This is a genomic window from Undibacterium sp. 5I2 (genome assembly GCF_035019605.1).
Classification (GTDB): domain Bacteria; phylum Pseudomonadota; class Gammaproteobacteria; order Burkholderiales; family Burkholderiaceae_D; genus Undibacterium.
In genome coordinates this window covers 1-16,448 of sequence record NZ_JASJVS010000075.1, presented here as the reverse complement: position 1 = coordinate 16,448, position 16,448 = coordinate 1, and the positions used below count along the sequence as shown (strand labels likewise).

Sequence of the window (16,448 nt, the reverse complement as noted above, 5' to 3'; positions counted from 1 at the left end):
CGAACGCCCCTGGATTCCTGCCAAAAGCGCGCAGGAACGACGTTACGGGCGGTTGGGGTAATGATGCAGACTGAAAAACCCTTTTGCGACAGCCTCGGGAAGACCGGAGCCAACAAGTCTTGGAAAGCGCGATTTGTTAAAAACGGCTAAAAAAAAGCCGCGAATCATCGCGGCTTTCAAAAAAGTTCAAGCTTCAGACATTGAACAAGAAGTTCAACACATCGCCATCCTTGACGACGTATTCCTTGCCTTCAGCGCGCATCTTGCCGGCTTCTTTGGCACCGGCTTCGCCTTTGAACGCGATGAAATCGTCAAATGCGATGGTTTGCGCGCGAATGAAACCGCGTTCGAAATCGGTGTGAATCACACCGGCCGCTTGTGGGGCCGTATCGCCGACATGGATAGTCCAGGCGCGTACTTCTTTGACGCCGGCGGTGAAATAGGTTTGCAAGCCGAGTAACTTGTAGGCGGCGCGGATCAGACGGTCGAGACCGGGTTCTTGCATGCCCATGTCGGCCAGGAATTCGGTTTTATCGGCATCGTCGAGATCGGCGATTTCCGATTCGATCGAGGCGCAAATGGCGACGATAGGGGCATTCTGTGCCGCGGCGAAGGCAGTCAGTTGATCGAGCAGCGGATTATCGGTGAAGCCGGTATCGGACACATTGGCGACATACATCGCCGGTTTCGCCGTGATCAGGCACAAAGGCTTGAGCAATAACATTTCTTCGGCATCAAGGCCGAGCGCACGCACCGGCTTGGCATCGTTCAGCGCCGGCATGATACGTTCCAACAAGGCCACCAGTTTGGCGGCATCTTTGTCGCCGGAGCGGGCTTTCTTGTTTTCGCGGTGGATCGCTTTTTCCACGCTGCTCATATCAGCCAGTGCCAATTCAGTCTGGATGACTTCGATATCGTCGAGTGGACTGACTTTACCCGACACGTGAATCACATTGTCATCTTCGAAGCAGCGCACCACATTGACGATGGCATCGGTTTCGCGGATATGCGCGAGAAATTGATTGCCCAAGCCTTCGCCTTTGGACGCGCCGGCCACCAGACCAGCGATGTCGACGAATTCAACGATGGCGTTTTGCACGCGTTCCGGCTTGACGATGGCAGATAACTGCTGCAAACGCGGATCAGGTACTTCCACCACACCGACATTCGGCTCAATCGTGCAGAAAGGATAATTTTCTGCCGGGATGCCGGCCTTGGTCAGTGCATTGAAAAGGGTGGATTTGCCGACGTTAGGCAGGCCGACGATGCCGCATTGGAGACTCATGATGATTTGCCGATGATTAGATGGATTAGCCCGCTATTTTACCGGAATTGACCGCCATTCTGATTCTTTGACTGCTGATTCGCTGTAAATAAGCCAGTAACAGGCCGCCAGCCACGGTCAGACCGAGGATCAGACCGATCCAAAAACCTTCCGCACCCATGGCGACGGCTGGTTTCCATGGCAGCCAGTCGGGTGCCAGACCGAGTGCACAGCCGAGTGGCAGTGCCAAACCATAAAACGCCACCAGATGGATAATCATCGGGGTGCGCGTGACTTTATAGCCGCGCACCGCACAGGAAGCGACTACCTGTGCCGCATCGGAGAGCTGAAAAATCGCCGCAAACAAGAGCAAGGTGGCCGCCATCTCTTGCACTGCCGGGTCGCTGGTATACATCGCCGCTATCGGTTCGCGCAACAAGGCGACGAAGCTGGCCGACAGAATGGCAAAGCCGAGCGAAAAACCCACACCTAGCCAGGAAATGAAGCGCGCCTGCCGCACATCACCTTCGCCCAGCGTTTGACCGACGCGGGTAGTGAGGGCAATGCCGACGCTCAGCGGGACCATGAACAGCAGGGAAGAAAAATTGAGGGCGATCTGATTGGCCGACACCGGTACCACACCGAAACGCGCGACTAACAAACCGACTGCCGAAAAGGCCGACACCTCGGCGAAATGCGTGACCCCGATCGGCCAGCCGAGGCGCAGCATGGTTTTGATTTCTTGCCAGTGTGGCAATTCGAGATGGTGGAACGGATAGGTCGCCCGATATACCTCGGCACGGCGTATCCAGAGCAGCATAGCGGCCAGCATCAGCCACAGGCCGGCGCTGGTGGCGACGGCACAGCCGGTGGCGCCGAGTTGTGGAAAACCGAAGTGACCATAAATGAGCAGCCAATTCATCAGCACATTAAAGCCTAAGCCAAACAGCGCGATCAGCATCACCGGCTTGGTTTGGTTCAGACTGGTGGTGTAAGCGTAGAGCGCGCGGTACATGGCAAAGGCCGGTAAGCCGGTGCTGATGACATGGACGTAGCGCGCGGCTTTTTCGTGCACGGCCTGACCGAGATCGAGATGGCCGAACACCAGCGTCAAGGCATTGAGTGCGACCATGCCGACTACGCCGATCAGGAGTCCCATCCACAATGATTGGCGTATCATGCGCGGCACCCGGCCGAGCGCGCCGGCGCCGATTTCATGCGCGACCATGGCGTTAACCACCATCATCACCCCCATCACCGTGACCATGACGATGGTCCAAAGGGAAGCGCCGAGCGAAACGGCAGCCAGTTCTTCGGAATTGAAGTGACCGGACATGGCGACGTCGGCCACACCCATGCCGACGGTAGCGAGTTGGCCAATCAATACCGGCCAGGCAATTTGCCAGATGGCGGCGGCTTCGGAGCGGATACGGGTTTTCATCAAAGTGTTTTTGTCAGGTGGAGCAGTATGTTAGCGTATCGACGCGGGGAACAGGCCGCGCACGCTTGATACACGCTATCTGAGGCCGGTGATATGGGCACATTGCCCGTGATTAAAAATTCAATGCCCGCACTTGTCCCATATCGGGTTGGGTGACAAAGGCGGCAAACTCATCGCGCAGGGCGGCGCTGGCGCTGATGGCTTGTTGCCAAGCGCGGATGCGGCTACGGTGATCGGTGCCGTAATGAAAAAAATCTTGACGATCCGGTAACTTGCCTCGTGGCAAACTTGCGATGAAACTGGCCGATGGTGCCAGCAAGATCACATTATCGAGCCAGTGACGCCGCGCACCGCTGGCAGCGCTGCGCCAAGGCAGATTTTTATCCAGCCAGCCAGGCACGATGCGGGCGCCGAAATGCGGATACAAGACCAACTCAGCCGGCTCGTCCTGGGCCAAGCGTGCATACGGCAGCGCCAGATGGTAATCGATCATGCCACCATCCCAGTACTGACCGGGCGGCGCGCCGGGCAGCGTGGTAACCGGCGCCATCAACAAGGGCAGCGTGCCCGAAGCCAGCAGGGCCGGGGCCAGATTATCCTGATTGAGCGCGCAAAAATGCGTGCGGAAATCATCGAACGGCGTTTCCATCCACGCCATGTCCGCGCGCGTATCGCCGATCACGACCCGTTCTATATGTCGCGCCAGCTGTGGCCGACCGCGCAGATTCGCCAGCGCCGCGCGGGCGAAACCGGCCTTGGTCGGCCAACCCGGTAGCGGGGCGCTCAAGGCACCGGCACCGCGGTTGCACAAAATTTGCAGACGATGCAGCGGTTGCGTGAGGATTTCCGCTTCATGACCAGCCAGAAAAGCCTGCAGCAGCCGGCTGATTTCGGTCGTCACATACTGCGCGCTCGGCCGTTCCGGGTAAGTTTGTTCGCAATACAGTTCGGCCAGGCGGGTAAACGCCGCCACCGGATCGGCTTGGCTGGCCGCCGCCATACGCCAAGCCCCGATCGAGGCCCCGATCAAAGTGCGCGGGCGTGGTGCGCTTGGCAGCCAAGTACCGAACAGCCATTGATCGAGTGCTTGCAGAATCAAGCCCTTGGGGCCGCCGGCCGCGGCCGGAAGCAGCGCCACGTCGCGCGCTTGCAGGCCATGCGTACGCAAATGGGCATAGGCGCTGCGGCCGGCGAAAATGTGGAGCGCCGAACTCATTTGAGTGTATGTAATTCCAACATCGCCGCCGTGAAGTCGCCCGCCGCCAGCAAGGGCAAGATCGCCAAGCTGTGGGCGATGGCGCTGTCGATCTGCGGCTGCTCTTCCTTGCGCGGACGGTGCAGCACGAAGTCAGCCACGCCTTGCTGCAGGTTAAGCGTGCGCGGATGGCCGATGCCTATCCGCAGACGCCAGTAATCTTGGGTGCCGAGCGCTGCGCTGATATCTTTCAAACCATTATGGCCACCCGACGAGCCGCCTTTTTTTAATTTCGCTATGCCCGGCAGCAGATCGAGTTCATCGTGCACCACCAGCACTTCTTCCGGCGCGATTTTATAAAAGCGGCAAATTGCCCCGACCGCCAGGCCCGAGCGGTTCATGAAAGTTTGTGGTTCGATCAAGTACACATCGGCACCGGCGAGCCGAGTTTTCCCCACCAAGGCATGGAAATTTTTATCGCGCTGCAAACTGGCCGGCAATTGGTCGACTAACCAAAAGCCGGCATTGTGGCGCGTTTGTTCATATTCAGGGCCGGGGTTGCCTAGCCCGGCAATCAGACGAATAGCCATAGACAATTAATGTTGTTTTAAAAGCGGTAACAAATATTGGCCGGTCACACTGTCGGCATTATGGGCCACCTGTTCCGGTGTACCGCTGGCGATGATGCGACCGCCGCCGGCACCGCCCTCGGGACCGAGATCGATCAGCCAATCGGCGGTTTTGATGACATCGAGATTATGCTCGATGATCACCAAAGTATTGCCTTGATCGCGCAGACGGTGGATCACCTTCAAGAGCAAGGCGATATCGTGGAAATGCAGACCGGTAGTCGGCTCATCGAGAATGTACAGAGTACGACCGGTGTCACGCTTCGAGAGTTCCAGCGACAACTTGACGCGCTGCGCCTCGCCGCCCGACAGCGTGGTGGCACTCTGCCCCAGGCGGATGTAGCCGAGACCGACATCAAGCAAGGTGTGCAGTTTGCGCGCGATGACCGGCACCGGTTTGAAAAACTCATAGGCATCCTCCACCGTCATGCCCAGCACTTCATTGATATTCTTGCCTTTGTAATGCACTTCCAGGGTTTCGCGGTTGTAGCGCTTACCGTGGCATACATCGCAAGGCACATATACGTCAGGCAAAAAATGCATTTCCACCTTGATCACGCCATCGCCCTGACAGGCTTCGCAACGTCCGCCCTTGACATTGAACGAGAAGCGCCCGGCGCTGTAACCGCGTTCTTTGGCCGTGGTAACGGTGGCGAACAAATCGCGGATAGGCGTGAACAAGCCGGTGTAAGTGGCCGGATTCGAGCGCGGTGTGCGCCCGATCGGTGCCTGATCGACCGAGATCACCTTGTCGAAATGTTCGAGACCACTGACATGATCGAATGGTGCCGGCTCAGTTTGCGAACCATACAGATGGCGCGACGCCACCGGGTACAAGGTATCGTTGACCAGGGTCGATTTGCCGGAACCGGAGACCCCGGTCACACAGGTCAACAAGCCCACCGGTAAATGCATGGTGACATTTTTCAGATTATTGCCGCGGGCGCCGGCGATCACCAATTGCTTATCCGGGTTACTGATGCTGCGTTGTTCAGGCACGGCGATTTTCAAGGCCCCACTCAAATACTGCGCCGTCAGCGAACGGGTATTTTGCATGATGTCATCGAGCGTACCCATGGCGATGATTTCGCCGCCATGGACACCGGCCCCGATGCCCATATCGACGACAAAGTCGGCACAACGAATCGCATCTTCATCATGTTCCACCACCAGCACACTGTTGCCGATATCGCGCAAGTGTTTGAGTGTATCGATGAGGCGGTCATTATCGCGTTGGTGCAGGCCTATCGATGGTTCATCGAGCACATACATCACCCCGGTCAAACCGGAACCGATTTGCGAAGCCAGCCGTATCCGCTGCGCCTCACCGCCCGAGAGTGTGTCGGCACTACGGTCGAGTGACAGATAATCGAGCCCGACATTATTCAAAAAGGTCAGACGCGAAGAGATTTCTTTGACAATGCGGTCAGCGATATCGCGTTTCGCACCGTGCAGCTTGAGCGTGGAAAAGAACGCCAGGGTTTGACGCAGCGGCATGCCGCTGATTTCATAAATCGCTTTTTCCTGGCTGCCGCTGCCGACTTTGACAAAACGCGCTTCGATACGCAAACGCGCGCCGTCGCAGGAAGGGCATTGCTTTTCATTGATGAACTTGGCCAGTTCTTCTTTCACTGCCATCGAATCGGTTTCGCGATACCGGCGCTGCAAATTCGTTACCACACCTTCGAAACTGTGCTCCTTGATGACGGTGCGGCCTTTTTCATTGATATACGTAAACGGAATCTGCTGCTTGCCCGAGCCATACAAAATAATTTGCTGCGCCGCCGGCGACAATTGTTCATACGGCGTATCGATGTCGAATTCATAAAATGCTGCCAAATTCGACAGCATCTGGAAATAAAACTGATTGCGTCGGTCCCAGCCCTTGACCGCACCGCTGGCCAGCGACAAATTCGGGAAGGCGACAATGCGCTTGGGATCGAAGAATTCGATGTGGCCCAGACCATCGCACTCCGGGCAGGCCCCCATCGGGTTATTGAAGGAAAACAGGCGCGGCTCCAACTCTTGCAGCGAATAGCCGCAAGTCGGGCAGGCGAATTTATTCGAAAACAATTGTTCGTGACCACTGTCCATATCCACCGCCAGCGCGCGGCCATTGGCGATGCGCAGGCAGGTTTCAAATGATTCAGCCAGGCGCTGCTTGATCTCTTGCTTGACCTTGATCCGGTCGACCACCACGTCGATGGTATGTTTTTCGGTTTTTTTCAGCTTCGGCAAATCTTCGATATCATGGATTTTCGCCGCATGGGTACCGCTTTGCACGCGAAAGCGCACAAAGCCCTGGGCTTGCATCTGCTCGAACAAATCGCTGTGTTCCCCCTTGCGGTTGGCCACCACCGGTGCCAAGATCATCAACTTGCTATCTTCCGGCATCGCCAGCACGGCATCAACCATTTGCGACACCGATTGCGCCGCCAACGGATTTTCCGGATGATCGGGGCAGTAGGGCGTACCTACGCGGGCATACAACAGGCGCAGATAATCGTGAATTTCCGTCACCGTGCCGACGGTCGAGCGCGGATTGTGCGAAGTCGCCTTCTGCTCAATTGAAATCGCCGGCGACAAGCCCTCGATCAAATCGACATCGGGTTTTTCCATCAACTGCAAAAATTGGCGTGCATACGCCGACAGCGATTCGACATAGCGGCGCTGGCCCTCGGCATACAAGGTATCGAAGGCCAGCGAAGATTTGCCCGAACCGGACAAACCGGTGATGACAACGAGCTTATTGCGTGGCAAATCGAGACTGATATTCTTCAGATTATGCGTGCGTGCGCCGCGAATCCGAATCAAGTCGCGTTTCTGCGCGAGCGTGATATCGTCGTCGAAGTCGATTTCGGCCGGTTTGGCGGCAATCTTGGATGCTTTGGCAGCAGAGGGTCGTTTCGTCATGGTCGGTATTTGAGTTTTGGCGGAGGCAAGCAACCTGCTACTATAACGGGTTTTTGAACCTTACCGCGGGCGATTGCCTGATTTGTCATTATGACTACTGCATCAAAGGGTGTCGACGCCTCTGAAACCAACGGCAGCGCGCACAGTAAAATGAGTCCGGCCGAGTGGCGCGCCAGCGGCACCTTGGCAGCCGTATTTGCGCTGCGCATGTTGGGTTTGTTCCTGATGTCGCCGGTATTTGCTATTTATGCAACAACACTCAATGGTGGCGATAACCCCATCCTGGTCGGTATCGCGCTCGGCATGTTCAGCCTGGTGCAAGCCTTTTTCCAAATTCCACTCGGTATCGCTTCCGACAAATTCGGTCGTAAACCGGTCATCGTCGCCGGTTTGCTGTTGTTTGCCATCGGCGCCGTGGTGTGCGCCTGCTCTGGCAGCCTCAATGGCATTCTGATCGGTCGGGCGATTCAGGGCGTCGGCGCGATCTCGGCCGCGATCACCGCCCTCATTGCCGACGCCACGCGCGAGCAACACCGCACCAAGGCCATGGCCATGGTCGGCGGTTCGATCGGCATCAGCTTTGCGCTGGCTATGGTGATTTCACCGCTGCTCTATACCGCCATCGGCATGCCCGGCATGTTCGAGATGACCGCCGTGCTGGCGCTGGCAGCGATTGCCGTGGTGTTGTGGGTGACGCCCGATGCGCCGGCCATCCACGCCACCCCGGTGCCACTGAGCAGTATTTTGCGTCACCGCGAGCTGATGCGTCTCAATTTTGGCGTGTATGTCTTGCATCTGGCGCAGATGGCCATGTTCGTGGTCTTGCCCGGCACCTTGGTCAAAGTAGCCGGTTTGCCAATAGACCAACATTGGAAAGTGTATTTGCCGGTGATGCTGGGTTCTTTCGTGGCCATGCTGCCAGCCATCATCATCGGTGAAAAATACAATAAAATGAAACCGGTATTCTTGTTTGCCATCAGTTTGTTATTGATCGTGCAAGTAGGATTCTGGCAATTGCTGGCCTACCCATTGGCAATTTATGGCTTGCTGTTCGCCTTCTTCATCGCTTTCAATATCCTTGAAGCGGCACAACCATCTCTGGTGTCGCGCACCGCACCGCCAGCCTCGAAAGGCGCGGCGCTCGGCGTCTACAATACCTTGCAAGCGCTAGGCATGGCCAGTGGTGGCGCGCTCGGCGGCATTCTGACCCGCTATGCCACGGCACCAGCTATCTTCGCCTTGTGCGCCGGCATGACCGTACTATGGTTGGTCAGCGCCTGCTCCATGCCGGAATTGGCGCGTCGCGCCGCTGCTGCACCGCTGGCTTGAGTTCGGCTTGGCAAAACTGCTGTTTCCTCAGCGTTAACAGGGCAGCGTCACCATGTCGGTTCGGTATGAAATCCGCGCTTGCATACGGAATGAGCCTGTATAATCGTGTGAAATACGCCCGTCGCAGTCTGTCGGGCTGTTGCCAGAGCGCTGAATGTTGGCGTTATGTTGGCAAAATGATCATAGAACCACGTACAGGAACGTACAGGACAACAGGAGAAAACCATGGCATCCGTGAATAAAGTCATCATCGTCGGCAATCTTGGCCGCGACCCGGAAACACGCTACATGCCAAGTGGTGACGCGATGACCAGCATCACCGTCGCTACGACGGACAGCTGGAAAGACAAAACCACCGGCGAAAAGAAAGAACAGACAGAATGGCACCGGATCACGTTTTTCGGCAAATTAGCCGAAATCGCCGGCCAGTATCTGAAAAAAGGTTCGCAAGTGTATGTAGAAGGCAGCTTGCGTACCCGTAAGTACACCGACAAAGATGGCGTCGAAAAATACGCAACCGACATCAAAGCCGACAGCATGCAAATGTTGGGTGGTCGTCCTGGCATGGGCGGCGGTGCCGGCATGGACGACAGCGGCTACGGCGGCGGCGCTCCGGCACCGGCAGCTATGCAACAACGCCCGGCCGCTCCGGCTGCGCGTCCGGCCCCGGCAGCACGTCCGGCACCGAATTTTTCGGATATGGATGACGATATTCCGTTTTGAGGTCTCCTTGCTTCAAAGAATTATCTTAAACCCCTGAAGTCAGGGGTTTTTTTACTTTACACCAGGTCAAAACGCGATCAAACCAGAGCAAAATCGGGTGGTTCACAGAAGTGCCGCTGGGTTTTGGTGATCGCTGACAAGGTCTGAGTTTAGACAAGCTAGATTATGCTTAGTCAAGGTTTAGACAAGGTTTAGTCAAGGTTTTTGCCAGTGAGTAGTTGGACAGCCGTGTGCGGATTATCTGCTCCGATGAGGATATGTTTCTTGATCGTGTTGTGATCATGATGAGTCGAAAATTGGATAAATGGAAAGTCAGACAATTACTTTATTCCATATGTAAGGCTCCTGGGCCAATGTTATCCGACGTCGCGGACAGTGCAGCATTACTAACTTGAAACAGAAATCATCAAGGGGCAGGTGTGGACAGGTAAAACTCGCTCGCTCTGTCCTTGTTGTCTGAGTCAACAAACCGCACAAAATTTCCACTCGCTATATGATTAACTTGGAGATGAAATGAATTTCAGCTGGCACGGCGGTTCTATAAGCCGAGAAACCGAAGTCGATCAGTCATATAAGAACACACAAAATGTGCGCCGTTTCTTAACATCTCAATGCGGCCCCAATTTTAAATTCGACAGAGATTTTATTGCGTGGATTCGCAATGGTGTGAACAAGAACATGGGAGAAGTCGTTGATGAATGGCGCCGTAGAAATAATGCATAGCTTTAAACATGCGATTCTGACTATTTGCAGCGGATCATTAACTATCCAAAATTGATGTGCTTGCGCAAAACTTCAGCGCTCACTGGTCTCATGGCTTCGATTTTTTCAAGCGCAATGGGATTGCCAGACAGCGGCGCAGCGGCGAGCAGCAGGTCAAGCATTGCGCTACATTCAGCTGCCCCCAAAGCCAACAATTCGCGGAAGGATGGAAGCCGTGTCAGGCCCCAGAGTATGGATGCAATAATCCATGCCGGACATTGATGAATCCGTACTTTCGCTGCAGGATAAAGGTGGTAACCCAAGCCCTTGATTAAGCGATAGCATTCATGTACACCATGAGCGATAGTCATCGATTCGGCCCAGCTTGCACCACCACCGCGTTGCATGCCAGCGAACGAGCTACTTTCAAACGCAATACATATTGGTGCGTGACAGCGCAGCCAGAGCGGCATATTGGCTTCGAGCGATGCAGGAAGACCGGCAGCGTTAAATACATCGACCCAGATTTGTTTTCCTAATTTTGTTTTTTGACCGCCTGCACCAATGCTGACATTCAGCTTACCATCCCTGTCAAGAAATGACTGTATGAATGGCATCCCGAACGTACACCGGTCAGTACCAAACCTCTCCTCAATCCGTTCAGGAGCGAAGTTATTAAACATAAACAGAAACGATTTCGCCTTACTGTTCAACATGGCCGGCACGACCGCTTCCAGCTGGTGGGCCAGTAAAGTGACGACGATGACATCATAATGAATTTCCTCGTCCAATTGCTCAGAAGCAATCACGTTTGCCCGCTTATCATGAACATCAATAATGCTTTTATCGCGTTGCAGCTGTTGATATCGCGCAGAGCCCGGACGGGCGATCACAGTTACTTCATGGCCACCGGTTTTTGCAAGTTGAAAGGCAAACGCGCTGCCGATATTTCCGGCACCCAGTACGGCGATGCGCATTGATTGTGGAGCAGTCATGAATATTGTCCATATTGATAAGTCTTTATCATAGGACGCTTACCCCAGACAGGGAATAGCAAAGAGTGCAAAATACTTGTTTGATCGTCCAAACTTTGATTGCGCAATCATTGCTCGGAACGCGTACTAATTCTGAATGCGTTTGGCGTATTGACGAGGTGAACTACCATGGATACGCTTGAAGGCGACACTGAACGCACTTTCCGATTGGTAGCCCAGTTGTTCGGCCAGCACGGAAATTGACCTTACACGATGGTGCAAACGCTCGGCGGCGATGTGCATCCGCCATTGCGTCAGATAGTCGATCGCAGACGCGCCAAGCGTCGCGCTGAAACTTGCAGCAAAACTCGACCGCGACATTCCTGCTACTTTGGCCAAGGAATCCAAGCTCCAATTTCGTCCAGGTTCGCCATGGATGGCTTCCAATGCCTTACTTAACTTATCGTCCCGTAACGCATACAGCCAGCCTATCCCATTGACCGAGCTATCCAAGAGATGCAGCCGCAGTGCCTGAATCAAGAGTGACTGCGCCATATGTTCAGCGATAAGAAAACCGCCAAGCTGTGGGGTGCGCAGTTCCGACATCAAGCGCTCCAAGTAGCCGCGCAACAATGCTTTATCCGCTTCGTGATGAAAATGCACGATAGGCGGCAGCATTCCCACTAACATATCCGATTGCCTTCCCTCGAAGACAAAGTAAGCGCCCAGGCCCGTGCACTCTCCACCGCCATTGACGACCATAAAGTTGCCATCGTCAACCGCGGCTATTAATGGGAGCACGCTGATCGATTGCGCATCAAGAGTGCTGAAAAAGCGAAAAGCCTGTCCACGTGGAAGTAGCACGCAATCGCCGGTATTGATGCGCAAATGATGGGAAACACCTTCCACCTCAAGCCAACAAGCGCCATGTAGAAGGGCATAACACTTGATGCCTTCACCTGCCGGAAATTCGATCGACCAGTCGCCCGCAGTATCCAAGCCACGTGTACCGTAGCTCTGGGGCTTTAACAAAGCCAACACACTCGACAATGCATCCATTCATCGCTTTCAATATTTTTACACGATATCACACGAGTATTTCATTTCGACACATGTCGAGCCACGCACAGAAACCAGTTTCAGCGCCCTCTTTGGCATCGATCTGGCCAGGTCGCGAGAGCTTGCACAGTCATGTCAAATGTCTGGCCTGAGCGACCAGCCAGCGGCAAAATTCAAAGAATCAATTTCGGACGATTGCAAGGGAAATACGGGCGATGAGACATAGCTTCTGATTTTTTGCACCGATACAATACTGCTCGTTCCGTGTCTTTAAGATTCTAACAAGAAAATTTTTTTATAACTGATTTCATATCAATCCGAATAACAATCAATTCAAATCCTCAGGGAAAAATTAAAAATGAAACAACTCTGTATCCACTGTTGGGTAGTAATTTTGGCATTAATCACTGGCTGCAGCGTTGCTACACCCTTCAAATGGGTGAACGGTGAGTCAGCAAAAAAAACCTTGGGAGCCATTGGCAATGATCAAGTCCTCGTTGCAATCACTCATGCCAATATTGACTCGGATAAACGAGATGTGTTTGATGCGGGTGCCTACAGGGTGCTCGACAGTTTGCCTGCTCAACCCGGATTGCTGGCTTATTCTGTGCGGCGTCAACTGTTTGGTGACGAAGTATGGACTGCTACGATTTGGTTGGACGAGGGTTCCATGTTGCGGTTTGTTCAATCACCTGCACATGCTCAAGCTGTCAGAGAAAGTCAAAGTGCCGTGCGACATATAGAATATACCCGACTGCTCATTGCGCGCAGTGACTTACCGCCTTCTTGGGATGTACTGCTCAACATATCCGCGACGCAGCATGAAAAAAGCAAATCGGCTTCAAAATAGCCCGCGACACCCGAACGACAAGGAGCTAAGGCGTGCAGCTGTGCGAGGCTTCATGCTAAGAAAAAACAGCTTTACCAAGTAATGAGTGGCAATTCAGCCTGTTTATTGCCGCTTACTGGCTTACGGCATAGAAAATTTTGCTATGCTTGCTGTTCGTCACTGGTCTGGGACCGGTCGCACTTATTTTACGGAGTTGTATTATGGCATCGTTGCAAGATCAATTTTTAAAAGCAGGACTCGTCGATAAAAACAAAGCCAAACTGGTCCATCAGGATAAGCTCAAGCAGAAGAAGGTCGAGCGCAAGACTGGTAACGAAAGCGTGGATGCGTCGCGTTTGGCCGCGCTGGAAGTGCAGCGCAAAAATGCCGAACGGGCACGCGAATTGAATGCGCAACGCGATGCGGCTGCCAAGCAAAAAGCGGTTTTTGCGCAAATTGTGCAGTTGGTACAAAACAATCGCCAAAGCAAGGGCGCAGGCGACATCGCTTATTACTATACGCACGGTATCAAGATCGATAAAATTTATGTGTCAGCAGAGGTGCAGACGCATTTGATTGCTGGCCGGCTGGTGATCGTGTGCCTGGAAGGTAAAACAGAATTGTTGCCGCGGATAATCGCAGATAAAATTGCCGAGCGCGATGCCTCAATGGTGGTGCGGGTGAAGAAGACGACGACCGCAATCGATGCCGATGATCCGTATGCCGCGTTCCAGATCCCGGACGACTTTACTTGGTAGCTGGCGACGCATGAGGCATTGCATCGAAGCGCGCGGCACATCGTGTTTAGCTCGTGATGCGCCGAACTGGGTTTGACATCCTCCTCGCCCTAAGTTGACTAATCGCAAGAACACCTGAATTGGCAAGGCGCACAATGAAGCTCACATGCCATTCTCTGTGCGGAGCTCAACAGGATGAACAATTTTTGCTCAGCTGAATTGATTGCCTTTCCAATTACTCTCGCCTGCCTGATTGTTGGACTTGTGTGTCAATGGGGCGCTTGGCCGCAAGCGGCCGACTTACTCTTTGTTGGCGGAACTGTTCCGGCTTTTATCCAGTTAATACTGAGCATGAGGCTGGCGTTGGTGCAAAAGGAATTTGGCATAGACATACTTGCACTGATCTCAATTGCAGGTTCGGTTGCATTAAATCAATATATGACTGCCTGCGTCATTGCAGTTATGTTGGTGAGCGGTCAGGCACTGGAAGCCTTTGCCCAGCGTAGGGCGGGGCGTGACATGTCGGCCTTGCTCAACAAAGCCCCTAAATTTGCCAATCGTCTAATCGATGGTGTGATGACGAGGATTCCGCTTGAACTGCTGAAAATTGGCGACCGCCTGGTGGTACGCAGCGGCGAAATTGTTCCTATCGACGGTGCCTTGTTATCAGCGACTGCAACGCTGGATGAATCGGCTCTGAGTGGCGAGTCCAACTTAGTTGAACATCGAGCAGGAGCAAGTATCCGAAGTGGGGGCGTCAATGCGGCCACGCCATTTGAAATACTTGCCTCGAGCACAGCCGCAGACAGTACCTATGCCGGCATTGTCCGGCTGGTTGGATTGGCGCAAAAATCAAAGGCACCAGCGTCACGCATGGCTGATCGCTATGCAATGTGGTTCCTGCCATTATCTTTAGGTTTAGCCGCCTTGGCCTGGATCGTCAGCGGCGATCCCTTGCGTGCACTTGCCGTGATCGTTGTCGCTACGCCTTGCCCACTGATACTCGCCGTCCCAGTCGCGATCGTTTCTGGCATGTCTTGGTGTGCCAAGCGTGGGATATTAATCAAAGGTGGTGCCGCAATTGAAAAGCTAGGACAAGCCAATACGATATTCTTTGATAAGACCGGCACTCTGACCGGCGGCAAGGCTGATCTGATTCATACGGAAGCCAATGCGGATGTCAGTCAGACTGAAATACTCAGATTAGCTGCATCTCTGGATCAGATGTCCGGGCATGTCACAGCAACCGCGGTCGTCGCTGCCGCACGTGGTCGGGGTATCGTACTGGCGATACCAAGCGAAATTCATGAGCATGGAGGAGCTGGCCTTACCGGCAACATTGAAGGCAAGACTATCGTATTGGGTAGTTATGCTTTTGTTTCTTCCCTGGCCAGCAATGCGCCATGGGTAAAGCAGTTCTTAGAACGTTGCGCTGGTGCAGCAGGGTCTGCTGTATTTGTCGCACAAGACGGCAAAATAATTGGTGCACTGCTGATGGCAGACCGAATTCGGCTCGAGACGCCGCGCTCGCTGCGCTTGCTACGCAAAGCCGGGATAAGCCGTATCGTCATGTTAACTGGCGACAGGAAAGATGTGGCCGAAGCAATTGGTGCCAGTCTCGATGTCGACCAAGTCTATGCCGAGCAATCACCTGCAGATAAGCAAGCGGCAATTGAAGCCGCCCGAACCACAGGTATCAGTATTATGGTCGGCGATGGCATCAATGATGCTCCAGCGCTGACTGCCGCCGATGTGGGCGTCGCCATGGGATCACGTGGTGCAGCGGCATCGTCAGAAGCCGCCGATGTTGTGCTGCTGGTTGATCGTTTGGACCGCTTGGCCGAAGCCTTGAATGCTGCCCGACAAATCCGCGCAATTGCGATGCAAAGTGTGATCGCCGGAATGGCCATGTCCTTAGTCGCCATGTTGTTTGCTGCGCTCGGTTACTTGCCTCCTCTATATGGAGCGGCATTGCAGGAAGTGATCGATGTGATTGTTATCGTCAATGCCTTACGGGCTTTGCGCATCAGTCCCCTGCGCGCGAGTCAGCACAAACTTTCTGGCGCACAAATTACGCGCCTGAAAATCGAGCATGAAGCCTTGGCACCGATCCTTGATCAGGTCAGAAATCTGGCCGATAAATTGCCATTCTTCGCCGTTGCTGAGGCGCACAGCGCACTGATCAGTATGGACAGCATCTTACAGAAACAGTTACTGCCGCACGAACAAGAGGACGATTTAATTCTCTATCCGACTATTGCAACACTGCTGGGCGGAGATGACCCAATGGCGGCGATGAGCAGGACGCATCAAGAAATATTTGAATTTGGAAGAGCGCTGACGCAAAGCGTGCAGAGCTTGTCGAACAATGATATGACGTCAGAATCATGCAAGGAATTGCAAAGGCTGTTATACGGCTTTGAAGCGATATTGCGTTTGCATTTTGTGCAAGAAGAAGAAATTTATCAAAATTTAAGTTGAGCAATCACACCGACAACAATTTTTGTCAACGCTGAGTCGCTGCTGGAAAAGTCACTCAGTCAAACTTGTTTCACATCAAACGGTCCTTAAGCTTTATCAAAAATCTGACTAGGGTTTGAAACCCCGGCCTTCAGAGGCTGTCGCAAAAGGGTAGTGAGTCGGTATCATTACC

General features: G+C 53.8%; 13 protein-coding genes. 6 read left to right on the top strand and 7 right to left on the bottom strand.

Annotated elements, in window-relative coordinates:
- Nucleotides 1-193: 193 nt before the first annotated feature.
- The 5 genes from ychF to uvrA all read right to left on the bottom strand — a co-directional run bounded on the left by ychF (nt 194) and on the right by uvrA (nt 7,442).
- A complete protein-coding gene (gene ychF, locus QN359_RS17880; RefSeq protein WP_322250562.1) occupies nt 194-1,285 on the bottom strand; it encodes a redox-regulated ATPase YchF in 1,092 nt (363 codons plus the stop codon).
- 25 nt (nt 1,286-1,310) lie between these two features.
- The gene (locus QN359_RS17875) at nt 1,311-2,705 is read right to left on the bottom strand and encodes an MATE family efflux transporter (protein WP_322250563.1); all 1,395 of its coding nucleotides are present in this window, start codon (nt 2,703-2,705) and stop codon (nt 1,311-1,313) included.
- Nucleotides 2,706-2,817: 112 nt separating this feature from the next.
- The gene (locus tag QN359_RS17870; protein ID WP_322250564.1) at nt 2,818-3,921 is read right to left on the bottom strand and encodes a patatin-like phospholipase family protein; all 1,104 of its coding nucleotides are present in this window, start codon (nt 3,919-3,921) and stop codon (nt 2,818-2,820) included.
- The gene (pth, locus tag QN359_RS17865) at nt 3,918-4,490 is read right to left on the bottom strand and encodes an aminoacyl-tRNA hydrolase (RefSeq protein WP_322250565.1); all 573 of its coding nucleotides are present in this window, start codon (nt 4,488-4,490) and stop codon (nt 3,918-3,920) included. Before pth ends, QN359_RS17870 begins: the two co-directional genes overlap by 4 nt.
- Nucleotides 4,491-4,496: 6 nt before the next feature.
- Complete coding sequence (gene uvrA / locus QN359_RS17860) at nt 4,497-7,442, bottom strand: excinuclease ABC subunit UvrA (protein WP_322250566.1); 2,946 nt, start codon at nt 7,440-7,442, stop codon at nt 4,497-4,499.
- Nucleotides 7,443-7,592: 150 nt separating this feature from the next.
- Between uvrA and QN359_RS17855 the strand changes: the two genes are divergently transcribed.
- The 3 genes from QN359_RS17855 (at nt 7,593) to QN359_RS17845 (ending at nt 10,217) form a co-directional block, all read left to right on the top strand.
- Complete coding sequence (locus tag QN359_RS17855) at nt 7,593-8,771, top strand: MFS transporter (protein ID WP_322251063.1); 1,179 nt, start codon at nt 7,593-7,595, stop codon at nt 8,769-8,771.
- 225 nt (nt 8,772-8,996) lie between these two features.
- A complete protein-coding gene (gene ssb / locus QN359_RS17850; RefSeq protein ID WP_322250567.1) occupies nt 8,997-9,494 on the top strand; it encodes a single-stranded DNA-binding protein in 498 nt (165 codons plus the stop codon).
- A gap of 513 nt (nt 9,495-10,007) precedes the next feature.
- The gene (locus tag QN359_RS17845) at nt 10,008-10,217 is read left to right on the top strand and encodes a DUF6434 domain-containing protein (RefSeq protein ID WP_322250568.1); all 210 of its coding nucleotides are present in this window, start codon (nt 10,008-10,010) and stop codon (nt 10,215-10,217) included.
- A 41-nt stretch (nt 10,218-10,258) separates the two neighbouring features.
- Here the strand turns inward: QN359_RS17845 and QN359_RS17840 are convergent, their stop codons facing one another.
- Both QN359_RS17840 and QN359_RS17835 read right to left on the bottom strand, forming a co-directional pair.
- A complete protein-coding gene (locus QN359_RS17840) occupies nt 10,259-11,191 on the bottom strand; it encodes a ketopantoate reductase family protein (RefSeq protein ID WP_322250569.1) in 933 nt (310 codons plus the stop codon).
- 126 nt (nt 11,192-11,317) lie between these two features.
- Nucleotides 11,318-12,229 (bottom strand): AraC family transcriptional regulator, encoded by a 912-nt coding sequence (locus QN359_RS17835; RefSeq protein ID WP_322250570.1) that lies wholly within the window; start codon nt 12,227-12,229, stop codon nt 11,318-11,320.
- Nucleotides 12,230-12,587: 358 nt separating this feature from the next.
- On the opposite strand from QN359_RS17835, the gene QN359_RS17830 reads away from it, so the two are divergent.
- The 3 genes from QN359_RS17830 to QN359_RS17820 all read left to right on the top strand — a co-directional run bounded on the left by QN359_RS17830 (nt 12,588) and on the right by QN359_RS17820 (nt 16,276).
- Entirely contained in the window at nt 12,588-13,079 is a 492-nt protein-coding gene (locus tag QN359_RS17830) for an antibiotic biosynthesis monooxygenase (RefSeq protein ID WP_322250571.1), read from the top strand.
- A gap of 200 nt (nt 13,080-13,279) precedes the next feature.
- Entirely contained in the window at nt 13,280-13,816 is a 537-nt protein-coding gene (locus tag QN359_RS17825) for a DUF2058 domain-containing protein (protein WP_322251064.1), read from the top strand.
- A 174-nt stretch (nt 13,817-13,990) separates the two neighbouring features.
- Nucleotides 13,991-16,276 carry a heavy metal translocating P-type ATPase gene (locus QN359_RS17820; protein ID WP_416352103.1) on the top strand — a complete coding sequence of 762 codons (2,286 nt, stop codon included), beginning with the start codon at nt 13,991-13,993 and terminating at the stop codon, nt 16,274-16,276.
- The last annotated feature ends 172 nt before the right edge of the window (nt 16,277-16,448 follow it).

What these genes read in the sequence shown, in the direction of transcription:
- ychF (WP_322250562.1), bottom strand. Translation starts at nt 1,285, where the DNA reads ATGAGTCTCCAATGCGGCATCGTCGGCCTGCCTAACGTCGGCAAATCC.
- QN359_RS17875 (WP_322250563.1), bottom strand. Translation starts at nt 2,705, where the DNA reads ATGAAAACCCGTATCCGCTCCGAAGCCGCCGCCATCTGGCAAATTGCC.
- QN359_RS17870 (WP_322250564.1), bottom strand. Translation starts at nt 3,921, where the DNA reads ATGAGTTCGGCGCTCCACATTTTCGCCGGCCGCAGCGCCTATGCCCAT.
- pth (WP_322250565.1), bottom strand. Translation starts at nt 4,490, where the DNA reads ATGGCTATTCGTCTGATTGCCGGGCTAGGCAACCCCGGCCCTGAATAT.
- uvrA (WP_322250566.1), bottom strand. Translation starts at nt 7,442, where the DNA reads ATGACGAAACGACCCTCTGCTGCCAAAGCATCCAAGATTGCCGCCAAA.
- QN359_RS17855 (WP_322251063.1), top strand. Translation starts at nt 7,593, where the DNA reads ATGAGTCCGGCCGAGTGGCGCGCCAGCGGCACCTTGGCAGCCGTATTT.
- ssb (WP_322250567.1), top strand. Translation starts at nt 8,997, where the DNA reads ATGGCATCCGTGAATAAAGTCATCATCGTCGGCAATCTTGGCCGCGAC.
- QN359_RS17845 (WP_322250568.1), top strand. Translation starts at nt 10,008, where the DNA reads ATGAATTTCAGCTGGCACGGCGGTTCTATAAGCCGAGAAACCGAAGTC.
- QN359_RS17840 (WP_322250569.1), bottom strand. Translation starts at nt 11,191, where the DNA reads ATGACTGCTCCACAATCAATGCGCATCGCCGTACTGGGTGCCGGAAAT.
- QN359_RS17835 (WP_322250570.1), bottom strand. Translation starts at nt 12,229, where the DNA reads ATGGATGCATTGTCGAGTGTGTTGGCTTTGTTAAAGCCCCAGAGCTAC.
- QN359_RS17830 (WP_322250571.1), top strand. Translation starts at nt 12,588, where the DNA reads ATGAAACAACTCTGTATCCACTGTTGGGTAGTAATTTTGGCATTAATC.
- QN359_RS17825 (WP_322251064.1), top strand. Translation starts at nt 13,280, where the DNA reads ATGGCATCGTTGCAAGATCAATTTTTAAAAGCAGGACTCGTCGATAAA.
- QN359_RS17820 (WP_416352103.1), top strand. Translation starts at nt 13,991, where the DNA reads ATGAACAATTTTTGCTCAGCTGAATTGATTGCCTTTCCAATTACTCTC.